Raw genomic sequence first — 22,001 nt, 5'->3', positions numbered from 1 at the left:
CGAGGCGAGGCGGCCGATCGGCCAGTCACGCTGTCCGGCGACGCGATGAACAGCTCGGTCCCGCGACATTCGATGAGGTACTGATAACTGTACCCAATGGTATGGTCGCACGGCGGTGCGTGCGACGGTGCAGCCCGGGAAGGGCTCGGCCATGGGATATCCGATCGAACGTCGTGGGTTTCTGCGTGCCGCCGGGGCTGGCCTGCTCGGCGCGGCGCTGTTCGAGACGTCGGCCGCCGCGGCGCCGCCGCGAGCGCGCAGTCCGCTGCTGTTTCCTTCCCCGAAGGTCGAGCCGTTCGTGGACGAGCTGCCCCGATTGCCGGTGGTGCGCGGAGACCGGCTCGATCTGGTCGCGGCGACGACCTCCCATCGCTTCCACCGCGATCTGCCGGAATCACCGGCGCTGGGCTACAACGGGTCGACCTACCTGGGACCGACCGTCGAGCATCGGGCGGGCACGCCGCTGCGCCTGCGTTTCGCGAACCGGATGAGCGCCCATCCGCTGGCCGCCGACATGGACACCACTCTGCACGGCGTCGCCGAGAGCTTCCGGTCCGCGCCGCCGTCCTCGCTGCACCTGCACGGGGGAGTGACGCCGCCGGACAGCGACGGGCATCCGGAACAACTGGTGTATCCCGGCGGCGATATCGACCACGACTTCCCGCTGGCGCAGGACGCGGGACACCTCTGGTATCACGACCACGCGATGGGGATCACCCGCGTGAACGTCTACGCCGGACTCGCCGGAATGCTGCTCCTCCGCGACGACGTCGATACGGGTGCCCCCGGCAACCCGCTGGGTCTGCCCGCCGGGGAGTTCGAAGTGCCACTGGTCTTGCAGGAGAAGCTGTTCACCGCCGACGGACGGCAATCGGTGCGCTCGACGCCGGTCGTTCCACAGGGGCGCTGGGAGGGTGGGGCCGTCGGTGACGTCGGGGTGGTCAACGGCAAGATCTGGCCCTACCTGCCGGTCGCGCGCGGTCTCTACCGCTTCCGAATGCTCAACGCGGCCTCGTTCAGTGTGTGGAATCTGTTCTTCGGCAACCGGATGCGGTTCTGGGTGATCGGCACCGAGCACGGACTGCTGGACGCACCGGTCCCGGTACACGAGCTGCGGCTGGCGCCGGGGGAACGGGTGGACGTGCTGGTCGATTTCGCCGGACTGGCGCCGGGGGGGACCGTCGAGTTGTGCAATGACGAGGCGCCGGTCTTCCAGGCGGCGGTGCTCGGTGAGGTGGCGATGCCGGTGTTCTGCCAGTTCCGGGTACAGGATCGGCCCGGATTCGCGGGTGCAGTGCCGGAACGGTTGCGCGGCGGCGGATCTCGTCCCGCGGTGCTCCCGGCGCTCGCGACCCCGACGGTGGTCCGCCAGGTGACGGTGAGTCAGCCCTACGAGCTGCGGGTGCCGCCCGCGATCATGTCTCTGAACAATCTCACCTTCGCCAGCCCGGACATCGAGCGGCCGCGACAGGGCACCGTCGAGCAGTGGAACATCATCAACATCACGCCCGACCCGCACCCGATCCACCTGCACCTGGTCACCTTCCGGATTCTCGGCCGGACACCGCTGCGCACGGTCGACTACCAGCTGGCGCACCCGCAGCCGCCGATCGGGCAGAGGTGGGCGCCCTCGGCCGAGGGATTCCTGGCCGGTCCGATGGTGCCGCCGCAGCCGTGGGAAGCCGGCTGGAAGGACATCGTGCGGGTCGACGGCGGCACCGTCACCAGCATCATCGTCCGATTCCCCACCGCGGACGAACTCGGCTTCGACCCCGACGCGACCTTCCCCCGTCGGAACGCGACCGAACTCGACGCCACGGATTCCCACGGCGCGCACCGCACCGCCGACCACGGGGGCCGCTCGCATGACGATCTACAGGGCTACGTGTGGCACTGTCACCTGCTCGACCACGAGGATCACGACATGATGCTGAAGTACCGCATCGTGCCCTGATGCCTGCTTCCATACTTTCAGGTACGGATGTATGTTCTCCGTAGTATGGTCGGCTTATCGCGACAGCCGGGGAGCGAATTTCACGTCAGGAGCACGGCATTGGCCGAATTCGTCGACAGTCAGGTCCGATCCGACCCACCCCGGTCGGCGGTCGAGCGGCCACCGGTGCGGTGCCCCACCGCCTTCCGCTACTGGGAGGCACGCGGTACCGCGCGGGTGCGCCGGATCGAGCGCCTGTTCGCCACGGTGACCCGGCAGCGGTTGTTTCCCAGCGACGAACAAGCCATGGCGCTGTGTGCGGACCTGTTCACCGGCGACCCGGTGGCCGAACGGTTCGTCGCCGAGGTGAGTCACGGTGCGATCGGCGCGAAGGCCGGACGCCGCCTGCTGGACCGCGCGCTGGCCGAGGGCATCGACGCGGTGCCCGACGCCCCCGAATCCATGCGCGCGCTGTTCGCCGAGTTCGAGACCGTGCCCGAATGGGTGGTGCCGGAGCTGGTGGAACAGGGCGCGGCCATCTGGCGGCGCTGGGGCACCATGCTATTCAGCTTCGCCGGCGCCGAGACGCTCGAGATGTACACCGAGGCGGCGGTCGCTACTCCGCTGTCACTCGCGGGCGGCTACGCCGGGGACAGCGCCCTGCGCCGGTTCCTGGAGACCACCCGCTTCTGGATGGACGTCTCGGCCCCCGACGCATTGCTCACGCCGGGCTCGGCCGGTCGCGCCACCGCGCTGAAGGTGCGGGTCATGCACGTCTCGGTGCGGGCGAAGGTCGCCGGTCACCCCGAATGGGACATCGAACGGTGGGGTCTGCCGATCAGCCAGACCTACCAGATGCTGACGCTGCTCGGCGGCAGCGTGACGCCCGGCCTGGGACTGTGGGTACTGGGTTACCAGACCACGCCGTCGGAAATCCGTGCGCTGCTGCACTTCCAGAAGTACCTGGGGCACCTGCTCGGCGTGCGGTTGCGCTGGTACCCGGAGACCGTCCTGGACGCGCTGCGGGTGCTGGCCATGACGATCGTGTCGCGCTCCTACGACGCGGGACAGCACGGCACGGAACTGATCGAGTCCTACCCGGCGGCCTTCGCGCCCCGCGACGGTCACCGTGGCCTGACCCGGCTGCGCGAGAAGTACAACTACCGCATCAATTCCGTGTACTCCGCGATGTACATGGCGCCCGGCACCCGCCGGCGCTACACGATGCCGCCCGCGTTCCCGTGGATCGTCGTCCCGATCGTCCGGTTCCCGCTGATCACCGCCATGGAGGTCGCCCGCCGGATCTGCCCGCCGTTCGCGCGGGCGCACGAGAAGCTGATGCTGTGGCATCGCGAGAACTGGTATCGCGCCCAGATGCAGGGCCGGGAAGCGGCCTTCGACGCCAGCGGCGCCCTGCGCCGATGAACCGACCGGAAGCAGTCATGACCAGCGACATCGTCGAAGTGTGGAACGGACCAGGACGCCGCGACGGCGTCCTGACAGCGGTCGAGCCACGGCACAACGGACTCCATCCCTCGCCGAGCAGGCTCGCCTTCGAACACTGGTATTTCGACGCCCACCTCGACACCGGCCACGTGGTGATCGGCTTCCTCACCAAGCGCAGGCCCGAGGATCTGCCCACCGCGCGCCCCTGGGTCGAGATGATGGTCTACGCGCCCGACGGCACCCGCCGTCAGGTGTCGCGGCGCTATCCCCGCGCCGACACGTCGTTCTCGGCCGAGGCGTGCGATGTCCGCGTCGGCCACAACACCGCCCGCACCCAAACCGGATCCGACGGCCTCCCGGTCCATCACCTGTGGATGGCCGAGGACGGCATCGTCTTCGACCTGCGCTTCCACAACGAAGTGCCCAGCTGGATGCCCGGCAAGGGCGAAACCCGTTTCGGCACCAGGGATTCCTTCGGCTGGATGGTGGGCGCGCCCCGGGCCCGGGTGACCGGGGCGATCGAACTCGACGGCGTGCGTCACGAGGTCACCGGGCGTGGGTATCACGACCACAACTGGGGCGTCGGCGACATGAAGAAGATCATCGAGCGCTGGCACTGGGGACGGCTCTACGTCGAGGACTACTCCCTGCTGTTCGCCTCCGTCCTGACCCAGCAGCGCCGGGGCGGGCACGAGATCAGCCCGCTGATGCTGGCCCACCACGAGCAGATCGTGCTGTCCACCGGCGAAACCGTCCTCACCGAGGGGCCCGCGCGCTTCGACGCCACCGCCGGACGGACCTACCCCGAATGGGTGGAACTGACCGTGCCCGGCAGCCTCGAGCTGCGCCTGGACGTCGTGCGCGTCATCCACGCCCACGACCTGCTCGACGACGTCCCGGTGGCCCGGTCCCGGCTGATCAAACCGCTCGTGCACCGGCTGGTGGGGCATCCGGGTTACTTCCGGTTCGAGTCCACCTTCACGCTGGCCGTGCGCACCGGCGCGGGCACCGAGCACCGCACCGGGACGACCCTGCACGAACTGGTCGCACTGACCTGACCAGCCGTCAGTCCGCGGACTCCGTGCTGGTGATGAACCGGAAGAACTCCCGGCGCTGATCCTCGGTCGGCACCGGGAGATTCTGGTTGCCGTGGACGAAGCCGATCCCGGCGAAACACATCAGGCCCGCCCGCATCTCGGCCTGATCGGCGGCGAAGCCCATCTCGACGAGCGTGTCGGACAGCGCGTGGAAGATCCGCTGATCGAGCGCCTTGACGGCCGCGGCCACCTCGGCGTTGGTGCGCGCCCAGTCCCGCACCGCGAGCTCGATCTGCCACACCCGCTCCGCGGTGAGCAGTTCGCCCATGCGGGCCAGCCGCTCGCGGGGCGGCAGTTCCTCGAGGCCCTGGAAGCCGCGCGCGGCATCGTTCTGATCGGCGCACCAGAACTGGGCCGTGGTCTGCAACAGCTGATCGATACCGTCGAAGTGCCAGTAGAAACTGCCCTTGGTCACCCCGAGCTCATCGCACAGCTTGGCGATCGTGATGCCGGCGACCCCATCGCGCAGCAGGACCCGCAGCGCCGCGTTCGTCCAGTCCTCGACCCCGAGCCTGCGTGCCGCGCGTCCGGCCGACGCCGCTTTGCGCTTGGACACCGGCGCGGTGGGTCGCGGGTCCTCGGCCCTGGGGGTCATCGTCGCCTTCCTGTCGCCATCACGGGTCAGCTTATCGCCCCGCTGGCCGGGCAGAGGGTGTCGTCCCTGGCCGCGGCTGCCGCTCGCGCGTAGGGTCGCCGGCATGGCCTGCCGGATCACCGAACTCGTCCTCGACTGCGCCGATCCGCAACGGCTGGCGGACTTCTGGTGCGAGATCCTCGGCTACGTCGAACTCGACCGGGACGAGGGCGACATCCAGATCGGCCCGCCCGGAACGGCATTCGGCGGCCCGCAGCCCACCCTGCTGTTCAGCCGCAGCACGGAACCGAAGCGCGAGAAATTACGCCTGCACCTGGACGTGAATCCCACCGACCGCGATCAGGACGCGGAACTGCGGCGGCTGCTCGCCGCCGGGGCGCGACCGGTCGAGATCGGGCAGACCGGCGCCGAATCGTGGCACGTCCTGGCCGACCCGGAGGGCAACGAGTTCTGTCTGCTGCGGCGTCGGATCGAGGACGGGGAGCACTGACCCACGCTCAGGCGGTCCCGGCGACACCCTCCGGCACGGGGGCGAAGATCGCGCCGAAGTAGCGGGTGAGGTCGTGCGCGGAGGCAGGGCAGGCCGCGTACCCGAGATAGCCGTCGGGCCGGACGACGTACACCGCGCCGGGTCCGGCGTGGTACTGCCGGGCGAAGTCACCGTCGCGATCTTGGATCACCGGCAGCACGGCCGCCGCCACGGCGGTGGCGCCCGGCGCGGCGACGAGATAGGCGTCGAGCCGGTCGTCGGCCAGTTCCCGGAGCAGCTCGACACGGCTCTCGATCTCGTCGAGCGTCGCGGCGTCGCAGGTGCTGTCCACGTAGCAGAGCACGGTGTGGTCCGGGCCGGTGAGCAAGGGGAACAACCGGAACGGCGAGGCCACCGCGTCGCGGGCCAGCCCGGTCGCGTCCGGGGCGCGGCTGCCCGCCGTCGGCGCCGGTGCGCCGACCGGGGAGTCGAAGACGATGGGACTGTCGCGGTAGTCGATGAGCAGCTGGGCTTCGCGCAGCAGTACGTGTGCCGGGTCGGGGTCGCCCGCGCCGATGCCGTCCCTGGCATGGCGCACGGTGCGGCCGACGACCTCTTCGCCCACCGGCCTGCGCTCGGCGTCGTAGCTGGCCAGCAGCTGCGGCGCGGCCAGATCCGCGACCGCCAGCGCCAGTTTCCAGGCCAGGTTGTGCGAGTCCTGGATGCCGGTGTTCATGCCCTGCGCGCCCGTGGGCGGATGGATGTGGGCGGCGTCGCCCGCGACGAAAACCCGGCCGCGCCCATAGGAGTCGACGATGCGGTGGCTGATCCGGAACACCGAGGACCAGCGCAGGTGTGACGCGCGCACCGGCTCGGGCGACAACCGGTCCAGCACCGCCTGGATATCGGCCAACTCGGGTGCCGGACCACTGCCGAAGCCGTGCGCGACACCGTCGGCGCCCGCGCCGATCTCGAGTTCCGGGGGCACCCGCATCGAGACGCGGTAGCGGTGGCGGCCGGGCAGTGGGATGCACACCAGGACGTCGTCGGTGACGCCGTCGGTCTGGTGCATCGCCCGGACGCCGTAGCCGCGCGGTTGCGACCAGTCCAATTCGACATCGCCGAGCATGTACTGCTCCGTGAACGCCGCGCCCTCGAAGGTGAGCCCGAGGGTCTTGCGGACGATGCTGTGCGCGCCGTCGCAGCCCACCAGGTATCGCGTCCGCACCGTGTGCTCACCGTCGGGTCCGGCCAGCACGGCGTCGACGCCGTCGTCGTCCTGGGTGAACCCGGTCAGCGTCACCCCGCGTTCCACGTGCGTGCCCAGCGCGGCCAGTCGCTGCCAGAGAATGCGCTCGGTCTCGTACTGGGGCAGCCCGACGAAGGCGAACGGCACCTCGGGTGGCAGCGCCAGGTCGAGCCGCCCCGACTCGACGCCGTTGACGAAGACGAGCTGGCCGCGGATCAGGATCGCGGCGTCGAGGACGTCGCGGAGAACGCCCATCTCCTCGAACAGCTCCAGCGTGCGCGGCTGGATGCCGACCGCTTTGGCGTATCTGGGTGGGTGGGCCTGCGTGTCGACGATCCGGCAGCGCACCCCGCGCCGGACGAGTTCGACAGCGGCGGCCGTGCCCACCGGCCCGGCACCGACGACCAGCACATCCGTCTCGACCATGCGACATCACCTCGTTGGACTACCCCGCCTCAGTGTGTTCGCTGATCGTACGCCGGGGCGTCCCGCGGCAGATTCGCCGGTGGTGACACGCACCGGCGCGGGAGGAGTGACGGGTGACTCAGAAGTCGTCGGTCGGCTCGGGGTCGTCGATCGGCCGGGTCAGCAGCTGTTCGACGAGGATCTTCGTGGCGGGGCTGAACTCGCGGCCGCGGGCGGTGGCGAGGTGGATCCGGCGCTCGGCCCACGGCTCGGCCAGCTCGAGCACGGCGACCCGGCCGGTCCATTCGTGCCCCACCAGGCACTCCGGCTGCACGGTGACCCCGAGTCCGGCGTTGACCAGGCTGATGGCGGCACCGCCGCTGCGCAGCACGTGCTTGGGCGCGTAGTCCAGGCCGATACGGTGCGCCGCCGCGCGCAACGCGCCGACCAGCGCGCGCGGGGCGATCAGGTTCTCCGGCAGCAGATCGCCGATGGTGACGCTGCCCGCCTCGCTGAGCCGGTGGCCCAGCGGCACCACCGCGACGAGCCGGTCACGCCGGTACGGGGTCACGTCGACGCCGTCCAGGTCGAGTCCGTAGGCGGAGGCGAAGACGCCGAGGTCGGCCTCGCCGCGCGCGACCTCCTGCACGATGTCGGCGTTCTCCACCTCGTGCACGACCAGATCCACCAGCGGGTACTCGCGACCGAACTCGCCGAGTTCACGGGCCAGGAAGGGCACGAGCACCGACCGCGCCGAGACGATCCGCAGCTCGCCCTGGACACCCTCGGTGAGCGAGGCGAACTCGGTGCGCATGTCGTCGAGACTGTCGAAGATCATCCGCGCGTGCCGGGCCAGAATGGCGCCCGCCGCGCTCGGGACGACGCCCTTGGGGGTGCGCTCGAGCAGCTTGACGCCGGCGATGTTCTCGAGCACCTGGATGCGTTTGGTGGCGGTGGAGGCCGCGATGTTCTCCCTGATCGCGGCCAAGCCGATCTGCTGCTCCTCGATCGCCGAGAGGAACAGCCGCAGGGTGAACAGGTCCACCTGCCGGATCAGATGCAGCCGGTTGAGCGTGCCCATTCCACCTCCGTGTGCGCCGTATCGGTGAGCTCGATCATACGCCGTCATCAAATGCTATATATCGTATATGTTGCATTCAGAGTGCCGGGACGCGCTCGATCAGGGCGACCTTCACGTGGTCGGGGCGCTGCAGGGTGCCGTCGGGCACGAGCTCGACGATCGCCTTCACATTGAGCGCCGAGCGCACCCGCTGTTCGATGGTGGCACGCAGGTCGCTCTGCTGCTCGACGCTCAGGTGCGGCGCGAACTCGACGACCAGCGGCAGCGGTCGCTGGGTGGAGTGGCCCTCGAAGTCGGCGCGGATGCGCATCTCGCCCGTCGTGGCGGGCGCCAGTTCCATGACGAGTTCCTTGACCGCCGAAGGGAACAGATTGATGCCGCGCACGATGAGCATGTCGTCGGTGCGGCCGACGCAGCGCACCTTGTACCCCGTCCGTCCGCACGCGCAGTCGGTGCCGGTGACCACCACGTGGTCGCGGGTGCGGAAGCGCAGCAGGGGCGAGGCCTGGCGGCGCAGCGCGGTGTAGACGAGCTCGCCGGTGGCCCCCGCCACCGGCGCGACCTGGTCGCCGGTCTCGGGGTCGACGAGTTCGGCGATCATCAGGTCCGGCGACAGGAAGTGCATGCCGTCGCCGACCTCGCACTCGCCCCAGTAGGTGCACGCGATGTCGGTGCCGCCCAGCATTTCCCGTGCCGTGGCGCCCCAGAGGGATTCGAGCTTCTCGCGGACCGCGGGCAGTCCGCCGCCCGGCTCGCCGCCGACGCTGATCGCCCGCACGCCGAGCTCGGCGGCGGCACGGCCGACGATCCGCGGTGCCTGTTCGGCGAGGTGGGTGAGGAAGTACGGGGTGCCGATCAGGGCATTCGGTCGCTGGTCGGCCTGGACGCGCAGCAGCCGCTCGGCGCCGGCTTCGGCGCCGATGGGGATGTCGACGATGCCCATGTACTGCAGGATCTGCACGATCGGCAGTCCGCCGACGAAGCCCTTGCTCATGCCGAACCCGTGCAGCAACCGGTCACCGGGGCGGAAGCCGTTGGCGTAGAGGGCGCGGGCGCCCAGCTCGCTCCAGGTGCGGATGTCGCGCTCGGTGAGGCCGACGTAGGAGGGCGAGCCGGTGGTCCCCGAGGAGGCCTGGATCTGCACGATGTCGGCGGCGTCGGCCGCGACGTGCGCGCCCAGCGGTGGGGTCGAGGCCAGGCTGTCGCGCAGCTCCTGCTTCTCAGTGAACGGCAGTCCGGCCAGGTCGGCGACCGTCCGGACCTTGTCCACGGCCACCCCGTGCTCGGCGAACTTCGCCCGGTAGAACGCGCTGTGCGCGGCCAGGTAGGTGAGCTGCTCCCGGAGCCGCTCGTCCTGGACCCGGCGCGATTCTGTCGCGGACAGGGTCTCGACGGCACTCCAGTACTGCGCCGAGAATGGAACTTTTCTCATGATGATGAACTCCCGAATGGCCGATGCAATGCCGCCGCGCTACCGTTGAAGTCCGGCGGCGATTGTTTCCCCGACCATAGTTCGGCAATTACCGCTATTCAATTCGCTGTCTTCGAATCGCGACTTCGAAATTCTTCACTTGCCAACGGGGGAAGGGGATTCGAAACTGTCGAATGATGAATTCGAAGATCATCACTTGGCGCGCGGCCGGAGCGGGAATACCGTAATGCTCGGCGAACAATTATCCGAAACCATCGCATTACGGGGCACAAAGAATGAATTCGAACTTCCTGGACGAGGCGCAGTCCGCCTGGCTCGATGTCGTGAACAAGTTCATGGACGACGAGATCACCGTCGAGTACGTGCGCAAGTGCGATGTGGGCCGTGAGTACCCGTACGAGGCGTACGAGAAGATCGCCGCCCAGGGCTGGCTCGGCATCCTGATCGACGAGGCCGACGGTGGCTCGGGCGGCGACATCTTCGACTACTCGCTGATGGCCGAGGGACTGGGCAAGTTCGGCTTCGACTTCGCCTGCTCGGTGCTGGTGCCCACCTTCACCGCCATGAACATCCTCAAGTACGGCACCGACGAGCAGAAGGCGCGCTACGTCAAGCCGTTCATCGACGGCCAGATCCGCTTCTCGGTCTCGATCTCCGAGCCCGACGCCGGCTCGGACGCCTCCAACACCAAGACCCGCGCCCGGCGCGACGAGAACGGTGACTGGATCGTCTCCGGCCAGAAGCTGTGGTGCTCGGGTGCCGCCGCGAAGGACACCGTCATCGCGATGCTGGTGCGCACCGACGTCGACGACAAGCACGGCGGCCTGTCGGTCCTGCTGATCCCCAACGACACCCCCGGCCTGGACATCCGCAAGCTGCCGACCCTGTCGCGGCACGCCACCGGCACCACCGAGATCTTCCTCGACGAGGTCCGCGTCCCCGCCGACGCGCTGCTGGGCGAGGTCGGCCAGGGCTGGAAGATCATCACCGACCACCTCGAGCTCGAGCGCTGCGCGGTCGCCGCCGCCTACGTCGGCAATGCCCAGGAGGCCGTCAAGGCCGCCAACAAGTACGCCCACGAGCGCATCCAGTTCGGCAAGCCGATCTACGAGTTCCAGGTGCTCAAGCACATGCTGGCCGAGAACCAGACCCGGGTCGACGCCGCGCGGCTGCTCTGCTACCGCGCCGCCAAGATGAAAGCTGCCGGGCTGCCCGCCGCCCGCGAGACCTCGATGGCCAAGCTCTACGGCTCCGAGACCCTCAAGCAGTGCGCGCTCGACGGCATGCAGATCCTCGGCGGCTACGCCAACCTGCCCGAGGCCGATATGGAGCGCTACCTGCGCGAGAGTGTGCAGTCCACCATCGGCGGTGGCACCTCGCAGATCCAGCGCACCATCATCGCCAAGTCGATGCGCCTCTGATCCCGCACGCCCGCAACAACGTCGAGGAGAACCCTGCGATGGCCACCATCAACAACCGTATCGACATGCCGCTCGACGAGATCGAGGTCGGCACCGTCTTCCGCTCGGGCGGACGTACCATCACCGAAGCCGACGTGGTGAACTACTGTGCGCTGACCGGCAATTGGATCGAGATCCACTCCAATGTCCACTACGCCGCGCAGACCCGCTTCGGTGAGCGCCTGGTGCAGGGATCGCTGACCTATTCGCTGATGACCGGCCTGATCCAGTTCGGCCCGTCGATCCAGGCGAACTACGGCATCGACAATCTGCGCTACCTGAAGCCGGTGCTGATCAACGACACCATCTACGTCACCGCCGAGGTCGTGGCGAAGCAGGACAAGGACGAGAAGTTCGGTGTCATCACGTTCCTGATGAAGGCGCTCAACCAGCACGGCGACGTGGTCCAGCGCAGCGAGTGGAGCCTGCTCATGCTGCGCAAGCGCGCGGATCTCGACGCCCTCGTCGGCGCCTCGCTGCCGACCGAAAAGGTGCGGGGCTGACCTGATGACCGCACAACCCGTCGCCGCGATCGTAGGCATGGGCGACGCCTATGCCACGCGCGCGAATCGCCAGGACCCGCTGCAGCTGGCCGTCGCGGCCACCGTGGCGGCGCTCGCCGACGCGGGGATCACGAAGAACCAGGTGGACGCCCTGTTCACCGGTCGTTCCCCGTGGGCCGACAAGCGCTCGCAGTGGAACAACATCTTCGCCTCGCACATGCAGATGCCGTTGACGTTCACCAGTGAACTCACCCTGCACGGCGCCGGCCTCACCGCCACGCTCGCGCAGGCCGCGCAGATGATCGCCGCGGGTAAGGCGGAGTACGTGCTGTGCCTGCAGAGCGATGCGACGGAGTTGTTCGTCGACGCCGTGGCCATGGGCGCGGAGGCCGACGCGGATCCGCAGTACGAAGTGATGTACGGACCGACGATCCCGTCCCTCTACGCCCAGGCCGCGCGCCGGTACTTCCACGAATTCGGGATCACCGAAACAGATCTCGCCGAAGTAGCCGTCGCCAACCAGCGCTGGGGCGCGCACCATCCGCACGCGGCCAAGGCCCGGCACGGCGAGATCGATGTCGCCACGGTGCTCGCCTCGCCGTATGTGGCCACCCCGCTGCGCCGGTGGATGTGTTCCACCTGGGGCGGCGGCACCGGCGGCGCGCTGGTCGTCACCGCGCCCGACAATGTGCGGGCGCATCAGCAACCGGTCTACCTGCACGGGTACGGCTCGGCCACCACGCACGAATACCTGTCGGACCGGATGAACATGCGCGCCTGCAAGTTTCCCGGCTTCGGCACGCTGCCCAATCTCACCCACACGGCCACCATCGAGGCCGCGCGGCAGGCCTATGCGATGTCGGGGCTCGGCCCGTCCGACATCGACATGGTGCAGATGTCGGTGAACTTCGCGCACATGGGCCCCATCGCCATGGAGGACCTGGGCTTCGCGAAGAAGGGACACGGCATCGACATCTATCGCGAAGGCCGCACCGGGATCGACGGAGACCTGCCGACCGACACCAACGGCGGCTGGCTGTCCTTCGGCCAGCCCGGCATCTCCTGCAACATGGACACCATCGTCGAGACCGTGCGCCAGCTGCGCGGGCAGCCGCTGGGCCTGGCGCCGACCCGCAGGCCGGAAACCGCGCTGGTCCAGGGGGCGGGCGGCATGCTGGCCGCGGGCAGTGTCCTCGTGCTGGCGGCCTGAGCGGAATCGGAGAACATCATGAGCGAAGCAACCGCACCGACCGAGTGGCCGCAGCCCTACCAGCTGCTCGACGCCGCGCCCTATTGGGCGGCCCTGGACGAACAGCGGCTGACCTACCAGCGCTGCGCCGACTGCGCCGAAGCCGTGTGGCCGGCGCACTCGTCCTGCCCCTACTGCTCCTCGGCCGCGCTGGCCTGGGCGGAGTCGGCCGGGCGCGGCACGGTCTATTCCTTCAGCACGGTCATGCGTGGTCCGACCCCGGTGTGGGCGTCGATCACCCCGTACACGGTCGGATTCGTACAGATGGCCGAGGGCTATGTGCTCTTCGCCCAGATCGAGGGCGAGCCGGAGTCCATCGCGATCGACCAGGACGTCACCGTCCGGTTCGTCGAACGCGGCGCCCAGACCATCCCGGTTTTCACTGCCACGAGCCCCGGGTAGAGGTGCACGATGACAGGACATGATCGATCACGACCAGGACAGGAGCAGCCGATGCAGAACGAACTTCCACTGTCCGGAATCGTCGTGGTCGAACTGGGCGACAGTGCCTCGGCGCCGTTCACCGGCAAGATCCTCGCCGAACTCGGCGCCGAGGTTTGGAAGGTCGAGCGGCCCACCGGCGACTCCTCGCGCGGCTGGGGCCCGAGCATGTGGCAGGGCAGCGGCGCGGCCTTCCACGCGCTCAACCGCGGCAAACGCTCCATCAAGATCGACATCAAAGATCGCGATCAGCTCGCGTTGCTGCATCAGCTGATCGCCGAACGCGCCGATGTGTTCCTGCACAATCTGCGGCCGGGTTCCGCGGCGAAGTACGGTCTCGACGCCGAAAGCCTGCGGGTGACCAAGCCCGAACTCGTGCACTGCGAGGTCGGCGCCTTCGGCCACACCGGGCCGATGAACACCCTGCCCGGCTACGACCCGCTGATGCAGGCCTTCTCCGGCATCATGAGCATCACCGGCGAACACGACGGCGCGCCCGTGCGCGCGGGAGTGTCGATCATCGACTTCGGCACCGGCATGTGGGCCGCCATCGGCATCCTCGCCGCGCTGCACCGGCGCCGGTCCAAGCTCGACGGGGCCGCGGTGAACGCCTCCCTGCTGGAAACGGCGATCGCGTGGATGTCGGTCGGCGTGGCCGGCTACAACACCGACGGCGCGCCCGGCGAACGGCACGGCTCCGGCGTCGCGTTCATCGTGCCGCACCGCGCGTACTCGGCCGCCGACGGCGATCTGATCGTCAGCTGCGGCAACGACGGCCTGTTCGCGCGTTTGAGCGAGGCGCTGGACCGGCCGGAATGGGCGAGCGACGACCGGTTCGCCACGAACGCCGGACGGCTGGCCAACCGCGCCGAGATCGACCGCCTGATCGGTGAACGGCTGGCCGGGCAGCCGCGCGAGTTCTGGCAGAAGCGGCTGCAGGACTTCGGTGTTCCGGTCGCGCCGGTGCAGACGACCGCCGAGATGGTCGCCCACGAACAGACCAGGGCACTGGGCATCATCGGCGCGCCGTCCGCGGACGAGATCGGGGTGGTCGGGTTGCCGTTGTCCTTCGACGGCCGCCGCCCGCCGCCGCTGCCCGCGGCGCAGGATATCGGGGCCTCCGACGGCGCGCTGCGGGACAGCCTGGGGCAGCGTCCGGCCGGGCTCGGCCATGGGTGACGCGCGCGGGCCACTGGCGGGCGTTCGTGTCGTCGAACTCGGCGGGGTCGGGCCGACCCCGTTCTGCGCCATGCTGCTGGCGGACCTGGGCGCCGACGTCATCCGGCTGGACCGGCCACCCGGCTACGACGGCGGCGCCCCGATCGACGCCCGATTCGATCTGCTCAACCGCGGCAGGCGCAGCGCTGTCGTCGATCTGAAGAAGCCCGCCGCCGTGGCGGCCGTGCTGAAACTGGTCGTCGAGGCCGACATCCTGCTCGAGGGATTCCGTCCTGGCGTCGCGGAGAAGCTGGGACTGGGACCAGAGCAGTGCCTCGCGGCCAACCCGGCGCTGGTGTACGGCCGGATGACGGGCTGGGGCCAAGGCGGACCGCTGGCCCAGGATCCCGGCCACGACATCAACTACATCTCGCTCACCGGCGTCCTGCACGCCGTGGGTCGCGCGGGCGAACCGCCCGCGATTCCGCTCAACCTGGCAGGCGACTTCGGTGGCGGCTCACTGTATCTGGCGCTCGGCCTCGTCTCCGCGCTCCTGGAGCGCACGACGTCGGGCCGTGGCCAGGTGGTCGACGCCGCCATGGTCGACGGCTCGGCCTCCCTGATGACCCTGTTCTACGGCCTGTTCGCCGCCGGCTACTGGAGCGACGAACGCGGCGTGAACCGGCTCGACTCGGGCGCGCCCTGGTACAACGTCTACGAAACGGCCGACGGCGGCTGGATCAGCGTGGGCGCCAACGAATCCCGATTCTGGCGCAACCTGCTGCGCATCATGGGCATCGACGAATCCGAGATGCCCGACCAGCACGACAGATCGCAGTGGCCGTCGGTGCACCAACGATTCACGGCGATCTTCCTGACGAGGACTCGCGACGAATGGTGTGCCCTCGCCGATGGCCAGGAGGCGTGCCTGGCTCCGGTGCTCTCGCTCGCCGAAGCACCGCGACACGCACACCTCCGTGCTCGCGGCACCTTCGTCGACGTCGACGGAGTGGTCCAACCCGCCCCCGCGCCGCGCTTCAGCCGCACGCCGGGCATGATCCAGCGCCCACCGCCTGAACCCGGTGAGCACACCGACGAGGTGCTGGGCGACTGGGGTTTCCTTCCGGCCGAGCTCGCCGCCCTGCGTGAACAGGGCGCGATCGGCTGACGATGCTCTGCCGTAGCGCACATCGTTGACACCGAGGAGACCGCGGCGTTGACTTGGTTCTCAGACAGCGAGGAAACCGCCATGAGTATGAGCAAGAAGATCGCGAATTCCGTCGAGGCCACCAGGGGCCGGATCAAGAAGGTGTTCGGTCGCGCCACCGGTAATCGAAGCCTCGAGGCCGAAGGCCGGATCGAACAAGCCAAAGGCAACCTGAAACAGTCCGCCGCAAAGTTCAAAGACGCCTTCAAGAACTAGCTGCGCCGAATGCGGTCGCGCAGCGACCGCACCGCCACCACTCGCCACGGGTCAGACGCCGAGGAAATCGTGGTAGCGGAAGGTGATGTCGCCGTCGAGCATCTCGACGAGCTCGGCGATGACCCCGGACTCTTCGCGCCAGGCGAGGTAGGCCTCGAAATCCGCGCGGGCGTCCCACTTCTCGACGAACAGGACCCGGTCGGGTTCGTCCTGGTCGCGCGCGACCTCCACGCTGATGTTGCCCGCGAAGCTGCGGGTGCCGGGCAGGTTCTTGATGAACCACTCGCGCAGATCGTCGAGGCGGCCGGCCTTGGCGGTCATATCGATCGTCACCTGAATTGCCATGGAATGCGTACTCCTGTCGGTGGAAAGGGATGAAACGACCGTAACCCGCAGCACATTCCGAGCCAATTGGTGATTCGGAAAGCGGTGGTTCGTCGAACGGCAATCTGCATCGAACCGACTGTCCAACAACTTGGACAGTCGTGTGCTGCGGACCTCTCTACTGTTGATTTCGAGGCCCGGACGTGCCGAGGGCCGGTAGACCCGGCCGCGTGATCCATTCTCGAATTCGACCCCGCCGCCCATTGCGTGCACCAGGAATAAAAGTGAGAAATGACTGCCACTCTGCCTGAAATTGGCCGTCGCGGATGAAACCGACGTTGCTGGTGGCGATCTCGCTGATCTCGCCGGCCGAGGCGGTGAATACGACGTCATCGAAGCCTGCACGTTGGGCAGCCGCGCGCTGGTGCATGGCCCCGAAGAGCCCGTTGTGCTTGACCCGCGGCAGGTCACGGGCGTAGACCGCCGACCGCAACCTCGACGGGCCCATAGGTGTGGCGGAGGCTTTGCGGTGGGTGACAAGGATCTGTGGGTCGGCCGCGGCGCCTGGCTTGCCGAGTTCGAGTCGTGGATCGAAGACGGTCACCCGGGCGACCACCGGCTCGTCGACCTGGCCGATCGCGTTGCGGACGAGGTGCCGACCAGGTCGGTGTCGAGCTCGGCAGCGAACACTTCCCGACAGTCGCGGGCCAGCCGCGCCAGATGAAGTGCCAGGCCGCGCACGCCGCGGCCGCGTTCGATCCTCATCGAAGTGAAGTGTCCGTACCCAACCAGCCCGAGCGCTAACAGCTCCTCCAGCGCCACCGGCCTGCCGTTCAGTTCCATGCGCCCAGTGTTCCAATGCGGGCACGCAGTGGCGCCTCGCGCATCGCGAAGTTCGGTGAAAGGGCGGTGGGAGGAGACCCGCGCCAATCGTCGGTCGAGGTTCGCGCAGCCCGAGCTATCCGCTCCCCGGTCGTAGGATCTTGCGAGCTGACCTAGGAGTTCCGATGTCCGTTTTAGGACGAAACGCCGATCCAGAAGTCGTTCGTGAGCTGCTGGCACGCATACGCGACCCGCATGTCGCTCCGATCAACGCGCTCTCGGACAAGATCGCCCTCGCCGAGGGGCTGGAGCAAGGCGTCGTGCCGTATGTCGACCCCGACATGGGCGGCATCCGTGCTCGCGCGCTCGTCCTGCTCGACAACCCGAGCACCATGGCTGAGTCCGGCACCGGATCAGGCCTGCTGAGCTTGGACAACAACGACTGGACCGCCCGAAATTGCCGCGAAGCCTACGCCGTCTACGGCGTGGAATGGCACGACGTAGTGCACTGGAACGTATGCCCCTTTCCCACATCGAACATCAAGAACGGCAGGTCGAAGGCGGGTGAGCGCCATCGGGCTGTGCGGTGGACACGGGAGCTCGTCGCACTACTGCCCCGCCTCGAGATCGTGCTGCCTCTCGGCGGCTCGGCCCGCGATGGGTGGCGCCGAGCAGATCAACGCCCCATTGGCGTGTACGACTTCGCCGGTCGCGAGATACCGCATTGTGGCCATCGAGGGCTCAACCGAACCCCGGACTCCCGTCGGATCTTTCACGAGGCGATCCGCGACATGGCGCAGCTGCTCGGATGAGGTAGTTCGCTGAAGCGATGGCGGACTTAGTGGTGCGCCCAGGCGGCGGCAGTTGTTCCACTGTCCCTACTGGCCGGTACGTGGTCGAATACTGTCCGGCAGTTGTCGAATGTGCTTGTGCGGGTGGTGTTGCCGAGGGCCAGGTCGGGGGCCGGTGGGCGATGACTCGCTGCGGTGATCGTTGGAGGAACCTCGGATGCCAGGTCTGAAGTGTGTGCTTGCTACCTGTGTTGTGCTCCTCGCAGGCAGCGTCTCCGCGTGTTCCCCGCCGGAGCACGCCTCGGGGTTCTCCCTGGACTCCGTGAGGGAAGTCCAACAGTTCCCACGCACCCAGCCGCCCGGCCCCAATCCGCGGGATGCAGCTCGCGCCTGCATGTTCGACGCGGTACGTTCCGTGCTGATCGCGATGGCGGACTCTCCGGTCGGAGCCATTACCGACACTGCACTGGTGTACTCGCCAGAACAGTCGTCGGCGATGCGCTACACCGACGGGCGGGACCGCCTGGAACTTGAGATCCACGTCAATACACGCTCGGCGCCTGGGTTCAGCATGCGAGGCGACCTTGTGGGTGGCGGCGATCCCGAAACTGTCGTCGGCAAGCTACGCACTGGCGATATCTCTGACTTTCCACCCGACGTCGTCGATGACATCGCGTTGTTCGACTTCTGGCGGACAGGCGCTGCCGCCGTACCTTCTGCTGTGACTTCGCAGAAGGACGCCGACGACATTTGCGCTGTCGTCTTCGGAAGCACTGGCGAGGGATCGCCGCACGCCGGTGGATTCGTCGACTTTGTACGTGCCACATACGGTTTGGACCGCACGGGGATACCAGCCGAATCGCCGACCTTCAACTGCCCCGGCGATGTCAGTGACTACCGCGATGTGAATCACCCAGCCTTGGGTGCGCTCAGAGTGTCGCTGGTTGGCTTTAGATCCAATACGAGTATGTCCGACGGAAATGCCTGCATCGCAGTCACAAAGCCTGACGGCGTCGAGGTGAAGACCATTCCGATGAGCGCCTATAAAGGGGCGATGTACTTTCACCCGACATCGCTGGACGCGACGGGAAATCTATTTGTTGTCTACAACCCAGGCCGTTACGACGGAATTCTCGTGATTGTGCCGACCGATGACGGTGTCACTACTGTCGACCGGTACAACGCGCGGCTTATCGGGCCGGGGACGAACGGTCAATTCACCATCGAGTCCAAGCATCACGATTGCACGCCCGACTGTGCCCACGGCCCGACCACAACTGAGATCCAGCATTGGAACGGCACCGACTATGTGCCATGACGAAAAGAAGCCGGGCGACTCCTGTGGAGCCGCCCGGCCTTGGCGATCAACAAACTCGAACTGTAGCTATCCCCGCACGTCCCGGCGCACCGGCTGCGGTCCGCGCTGGCTACCGCCGCCGGAACTCCTTGACGAAATCCACCGCGATGCGGAGGACCTTCACCAAGGGGCTGGTGGCGCGGCGGGCATCTCGGCGACGTTCCTTGTCCGGGTGCGCGGCCGCCATGATGCAGATCCCCACGATGGTCCCCACGACGATCGCCACGCATCCCGCGAAGACCAGCATGAGGACCGCGCCGACCCAGGGGTAGGCCGACATGGTCTGGACCAGAAGCTCGTTCACTGTTGTGCCTTTCGTGTCCGCGGCCAGCCGGCCGCAACACGAGTGCACGCTGAAGAGCAAATCGGTTTGCGTATCCGCCGTATCGGAAACGCCAGCTCAGAGCTGGTTTCCGCCGTGAGCAGCGGGTCACGTTCAACGACCGCGACCCTTTCCGATACACGTGGAAACATCGTTTGGGAGGACGGAATGGTCCCGAAGGGACAAGATCAACGCGCACGCGACGAGATCAGGTCGCGGCTTGAGCAACTTCGCGAGGAAGCCGAACAGTTTCGCGGCCGCAACTACACATGGGGCGACCTCGCGGACGCGGTCAACAAGACGATCCTCAGCCACGACCAGACCATGGCCGACGCGCGAGGTGAGCTTCCGTCGGAGTCCAGCGTGAATGATCGAGAGCTGGTGAGTGGACAACAGATCGGATTCTGGGTCCGCAGTGGCAAAGTCGCCAAGCACTTCTACCAGCTCTGGGCGCTCGTGCTGGTGCTCAGCAGGGACGCCGGACTACCTGGTCCGAAGGCGGCGGAGTGGAAAAAGCTCTGGAAGCAAGCCCGAGGTGAGCCTGCTGCGGCAGAGCAGACCGCCGCGGCAGTTGTACCCGCCGAGATTGCCGCGGCCACCACGAACCGTTCTGGCCGCAACGCGGGACGGCTGTGGCCGTTAGGAGCCATGGTAGGGGTAGTCCTCATCGGTAGCGTCGCCACGATCGGGGTCGCGAATCCGTGGGATTGGCAATGGTTGGAAGGCGGCCCGAACGCCACCGCGTCCGAGTTGGCGCGCACCTACGATCCCAACTCGCCAGTCACTGTTGAGGGTGTGCACGCCGATCGCGAGGGACTCAACTTCGTGGTGGAAGACCAGCTGACGCTCACGAAGGACGACCTGCGAACGCTTAGCCAGGAGGCAACTCGCAGCCCCGGATCGAATCAAAAGCGATTCGAGACGCAATACCGTGGAATTCCACAGGATTTCGCCAACCTTACAATGACGGTCAGCACCAATCTCGACCGGCCTGTGACTATCACCGGCATGAGGGCGCTCAAAGAATGCGCCGAGCCATTCAATGGTTCCTACTTCGAGGAGTACACCCAAGGCAGCTCGTCCCCGAACGTCGAGATGGGTATCAACCTCGACGATCCCGATGCGCAAGCCCGACAACTCGACGCGCAGGGGAAACCGACGGGCCCTGCCTTCTTTCAAAAGGCGAATGTCCAACTCAAACCAGGAGACTCGACAACACTGAGCATCGCAGCGTTCACTGCGAAGTACGGATGCTCCTTCAAGATCGAAATCACGGTGGACGCGCCCACCGGCTCGGCGACCCAGGTAATCGACAACAACGGCGAGCCGTTCAAGGTCACTGCGAAGGCACCGCCGACGAAGGACAGCTTCCCGCTGTCCGGCTACCGAGCCGCCTATGTTCAGCAGGTCGGATACGTCTGGCAACGAGTAGACCCGCCGACCTACCGCGGGCGGTAACTCAGTTCCCGGGCGCGAGAGAATTAGTCGCTATCGACGCGACTTGGCGTCGACTAATTTCACGGCGACAGCCGCTGTGAAGCGCAGGAGGACGTCGACGTCGACGGGCCGGTCTGGGGCCAGCCTTGTATATGTCGGTGTCGAAGTCCTCCTGCCATTAGCGCCAAGCCGGATCGCGATGGGCCGAGGGGAGTTGCCCTGGCGAGCCCTACACCTGGCGGTGGGCTATGGAGCCGGGTCGAAAATGCCGAGCGGATACACCGGGACGGACAGGTTGTCCTTGTGCTCGTCGTGCGTGCACGCGTGGAATGGTGCGGTGGGGTCGCCGATCAGCCGCAGCGCGGGGTAGCAGCAGTCCCGGAAGTAGGCGAACAGAGCGGCGCCGGGCTGGGTGACCGCTTCGAGCCACGCGCGGCGCAGCAACCACAAGATCGTCACCGCTTCGGGGTGCTCGAACCACTGCGAGCACCACAGCCAGCCTGTCACCGAACCCGATGTCCGGGCCAGCTTGCGCTGCGCCCACTTCCCGATGTGCTCGACCACCCATGCGAAGAGCACGTTCGTGTCGAGCTCGTCGATCTCGGCGGTCGTCGCGGCGGGCGCCCCGGGAGCGGGCTGCTCGCCGGCGGTCTGACTTGCAGCCGACACGCTGGGCGCGCCTTCGGCGTCGGCGGCCAGGCGGGCGCTGATCTCGCTCAGCGAGGCCTCGAATTCGTCGAGGCCTTGGGCAGATCGGGCCGCGGTGCCCGCGACCCGCTCAACCGTCGTCGACAGCAGACGACCTTCCTTGCGGAGGGTGACGACCTCCTCCGGCAACGCTGCGACCTGCTCGACGAGCGCCGCGACCGCAGCCGGGTCGATCCCGCTCGCTTCCGGGGCATGGTCGGTCACGGCAGTTCCACGGGCGTCTTGGCGCCATCAGCTTCAGCGCGACCGGGTTGGTCGGGCCGAGATGCTCCACCGCGGCCTTGCGGACCTCGGCCACC

General features: G+C 67.6%; 23 protein-coding genes. 14 read left to right on the top strand and 9 right to left on the bottom strand.

Translation table 11 applies throughout. From position 1 onward, the window contains the following. Nucleotides 1-151 precede the first annotated feature (151 nt). The 3 genes from ACFVW6_RS17065 to ACFVW6_RS17055 all read left to right on the top strand — a co-directional run bounded on the left by ACFVW6_RS17065 (nucleotide 152) and on the right by ACFVW6_RS17055 (nucleotide 4,437). Nucleotides 152-1,954: a multicopper oxidase family protein gene (locus ACFVW6_RS17065; protein ID WP_378828482.1), complete on the top strand. Its 1,803-nt coding sequence runs from the start codon at nucleotides 152-154 to the stop codon at nucleotides 1,952-1,954. Between the two features lie 165 nt (nucleotides 1,955-2,119). Then, nucleotides 2,120-3,358 (top strand): oxygenase MpaB family protein, encoded by a 1,239-nt coding sequence (locus tag ACFVW6_RS17060; protein ID WP_378829411.1) that lies wholly within the window; start codon nucleotides 2,120-2,122, stop codon nucleotides 3,356-3,358. A gap of 17 nt (nucleotides 3,359-3,375) precedes the next feature. Beyond that, nucleotides 3,376-4,437, top strand: a complete 1,062-nt coding sequence (locus ACFVW6_RS17055; protein ID WP_378828480.1) for a lipocalin-like domain-containing protein — start codon at nucleotides 3,376-3,378, stop codon at nucleotides 4,435-4,437. A gap of 7 nt (nucleotides 4,438-4,444) precedes the next feature. Here the strand turns inward: ACFVW6_RS17055 and ACFVW6_RS17050 are convergent, their stop codons facing one another. Then, a complete protein-coding gene (locus tag ACFVW6_RS17050) occupies nucleotides 4,445-5,071 on the bottom strand; it encodes a TetR/AcrR family transcriptional regulator (protein ID WP_357346861.1) in 627 nt (208 codons plus the stop codon). Between the two features lie 103 nt (nucleotides 5,072-5,174). On the opposite strand from ACFVW6_RS17050, the gene ACFVW6_RS17045 reads away from it, so the two are divergent. Continuing rightward, a complete protein-coding gene (locus ACFVW6_RS17045; protein ID WP_357346862.1) occupies nucleotides 5,175-5,561 on the top strand; it encodes a VOC family protein in 387 nt (128 codons plus the stop codon). Nucleotides 5,562-5,568: 7 nt separating this feature from the next. Here the strand turns inward: ACFVW6_RS17045 and ACFVW6_RS17040 are convergent, their stop codons facing one another. The 3 genes from ACFVW6_RS17040 to ACFVW6_RS17030 form a co-directional block, all read right to left on the bottom strand. Then, nucleotides 5,569-7,215: an FAD-dependent monooxygenase gene (locus ACFVW6_RS17040; RefSeq protein WP_378828478.1), complete on the bottom strand. Its 1,647-nt coding sequence runs from the start codon at nucleotides 7,213-7,215 to the stop codon at nucleotides 5,569-5,571. 118 nt (nucleotides 7,216-7,333) lie between these two features. After that, on the bottom strand, nucleotides 7,334-8,275 hold the full coding sequence (locus ACFVW6_RS17035) for a LysR family transcriptional regulator (protein ID WP_355272391.1): 942 nt from the start codon (nucleotides 8,273-8,275) through the stop codon (nucleotides 7,334-7,336). Between the two features lie 76 nt (nucleotides 8,276-8,351). Further along, the gene (locus ACFVW6_RS17030; RefSeq protein ID WP_378828475.1) at nucleotides 8,352-9,707 is read right to left on the bottom strand and encodes a phenylacetate--CoA ligase family protein; all 1,356 of its coding nucleotides are present in this window, start codon (nucleotides 9,705-9,707) and stop codon (nucleotides 8,352-8,354) included. A gap of 275 nt (nucleotides 9,708-9,982) precedes the next feature. Between ACFVW6_RS17030 and ACFVW6_RS17025 the strand changes: the two genes are divergently transcribed. The 7 genes from ACFVW6_RS17025 (at nucleotide 9,983) to ACFVW6_RS16995 (ending at nucleotide 15,941) form a co-directional block, all read left to right on the top strand. Beyond that, nucleotides 9,983-11,128, top strand: coding sequence for an acyl-CoA dehydrogenase family protein (locus tag ACFVW6_RS17025; RefSeq protein ID WP_378828472.1), 1,146 nt, complete (start codon nucleotides 9,983-9,985; stop codon nucleotides 11,126-11,128). A 38-nt stretch (nucleotides 11,129-11,166) separates the two neighbouring features. Then, on the top strand, nucleotides 11,167-11,670 hold the full coding sequence (locus ACFVW6_RS17020) for a MaoC/PaaZ C-terminal domain-containing protein (protein ID WP_355272386.1): 504 nt from the start codon (nucleotides 11,167-11,169) through the stop codon (nucleotides 11,668-11,670). Between the two features lie 4 nt (nucleotides 11,671-11,674). After that, a complete protein-coding gene (locus ACFVW6_RS17015; protein ID WP_378828469.1) occupies nucleotides 11,675-12,880 on the top strand; it encodes a thiolase family protein in 1,206 nt (401 codons plus the stop codon). A gap of 18 nt (nucleotides 12,881-12,898) precedes the next feature. Next, nucleotides 12,899-13,321, top strand: coding sequence for a Zn-ribbon domain-containing OB-fold protein (locus ACFVW6_RS17010; protein ID WP_378828467.1), 423 nt, complete (start codon nucleotides 12,899-12,901; stop codon nucleotides 13,319-13,321). Between the two features lie 51 nt (nucleotides 13,322-13,372). Beyond that, entirely contained in the window at nucleotides 13,373-14,539 is a 1,167-nt protein-coding gene (locus ACFVW6_RS17005) for a CaiB/BaiF CoA transferase family protein (RefSeq protein WP_378828465.1), read from the top strand. Further along, nucleotides 14,532-15,686 (top strand): CaiB/BaiF CoA transferase family protein, encoded by a 1,155-nt coding sequence (locus tag ACFVW6_RS17000; RefSeq protein ID WP_378828463.1) that lies wholly within the window; start codon nucleotides 14,532-14,534, stop codon nucleotides 15,684-15,686. Before ACFVW6_RS17005 ends, ACFVW6_RS17000 begins: the two co-directional genes overlap by 8 nt. Nucleotides 15,687-15,773: 87 nt before the next feature. Further along, entirely contained in the window at nucleotides 15,774-15,941 is a 168-nt protein-coding gene (locus ACFVW6_RS16995) for a CsbD family protein (RefSeq protein WP_355273039.1), read from the top strand. Between the two features lie 51 nt (nucleotides 15,942-15,992). Here ACFVW6_RS16995 and ACFVW6_RS16990 read toward each other — a convergent pair whose 3' ends face one another. From ACFVW6_RS16990 to ACFVW6_RS16980, 3 genes are all read right to left on the bottom strand, one after another. Continuing rightward, nucleotides 15,993-16,286, bottom strand: coding sequence for a putative quinol monooxygenase (locus ACFVW6_RS16990; RefSeq protein WP_378828461.1), 294 nt, complete (start codon nucleotides 16,284-16,286; stop codon nucleotides 15,993-15,995). 157 nt (nucleotides 16,287-16,443) lie between these two features. After that, complete coding sequence (locus ACFVW6_RS16985) at nucleotides 16,444-16,869, bottom strand: aminotransferase class IV (RefSeq protein WP_378828458.1); 426 nt, start codon at nucleotides 16,867-16,869, stop codon at nucleotides 16,444-16,446. After that, nucleotides 16,866-17,108 (bottom strand): hypothetical protein, encoded by a 243-nt coding sequence (locus tag ACFVW6_RS16980; RefSeq protein WP_378828456.1) that lies wholly within the window; start codon nucleotides 17,106-17,108, stop codon nucleotides 16,866-16,868. Before ACFVW6_RS16980 ends, ACFVW6_RS16985 begins: the two co-directional genes overlap by 4 nt. Before the next feature lie 164 nt (nucleotides 17,109-17,272). Here ACFVW6_RS16980 and ACFVW6_RS16975 point away from each other — a divergent pair, with 164 nt between their 5' ends. Then, on the top strand, nucleotides 17,273-17,899 hold the full coding sequence (locus tag ACFVW6_RS16975; RefSeq protein WP_378828454.1) for a uracil-DNA glycosylase: 627 nt from the start codon (nucleotides 17,273-17,275) through the stop codon (nucleotides 17,897-17,899). A gap of 373 nt (nucleotides 17,900-18,272) precedes the next feature. Further along, the gene (locus ACFVW6_RS16970) at nucleotides 18,273-19,196 is read left to right on the top strand and encodes a hypothetical protein (protein WP_378828451.1); all 924 of its coding nucleotides are present in this window, start codon (nucleotides 18,273-18,275) and stop codon (nucleotides 19,194-19,196) included. 109 nt (nucleotides 19,197-19,305) lie between these two features. Here ACFVW6_RS16970 and ACFVW6_RS16965 read toward each other — a convergent pair whose 3' ends face one another. Beyond that, complete coding sequence (locus tag ACFVW6_RS16965) at nucleotides 19,306-19,539, bottom strand: hypothetical protein (RefSeq protein WP_378828449.1); 234 nt, start codon at nucleotides 19,537-19,539, stop codon at nucleotides 19,306-19,308. Nucleotides 19,540-19,725: 186 nt separating this feature from the next. On the opposite strand from ACFVW6_RS16965, the gene ACFVW6_RS16960 reads away from it, so the two are divergent. Continuing rightward, the gene (locus ACFVW6_RS16960; RefSeq protein WP_378828447.1) at nucleotides 19,726-21,015 is read left to right on the top strand and encodes a hypothetical protein; all 1,290 of its coding nucleotides are present in this window, start codon (nucleotides 19,726-19,728) and stop codon (nucleotides 21,013-21,015) included. A 225-nt stretch (nucleotides 21,016-21,240) separates the two neighbouring features. On the opposite strand, the gene ACFVW6_RS16955 is transcribed toward ACFVW6_RS16960, so the two are convergent. Then, the gene (locus ACFVW6_RS16955; protein WP_378828445.1) at nucleotides 21,241-21,906 is read right to left on the bottom strand and encodes a DUF4913 domain-containing protein; all 666 of its coding nucleotides are present in this window, start codon (nucleotides 21,904-21,906) and stop codon (nucleotides 21,241-21,243) included. Nucleotides 21,907-22,001: the final 95 nt, after the last annotated feature.

This window comes from Nocardia sp. NPDC058244, assembly GCF_042882065.1.
In the GTDB taxonomy this organism is placed as follows: Bacteria; Actinomycetota; Actinomycetes; order Mycobacteriales; family Mycobacteriaceae; genus Nocardia.
Note: the sequence above shows the minus strand (reverse complement) of the source record. Positions and strands in the feature narration are given on the sequence as shown.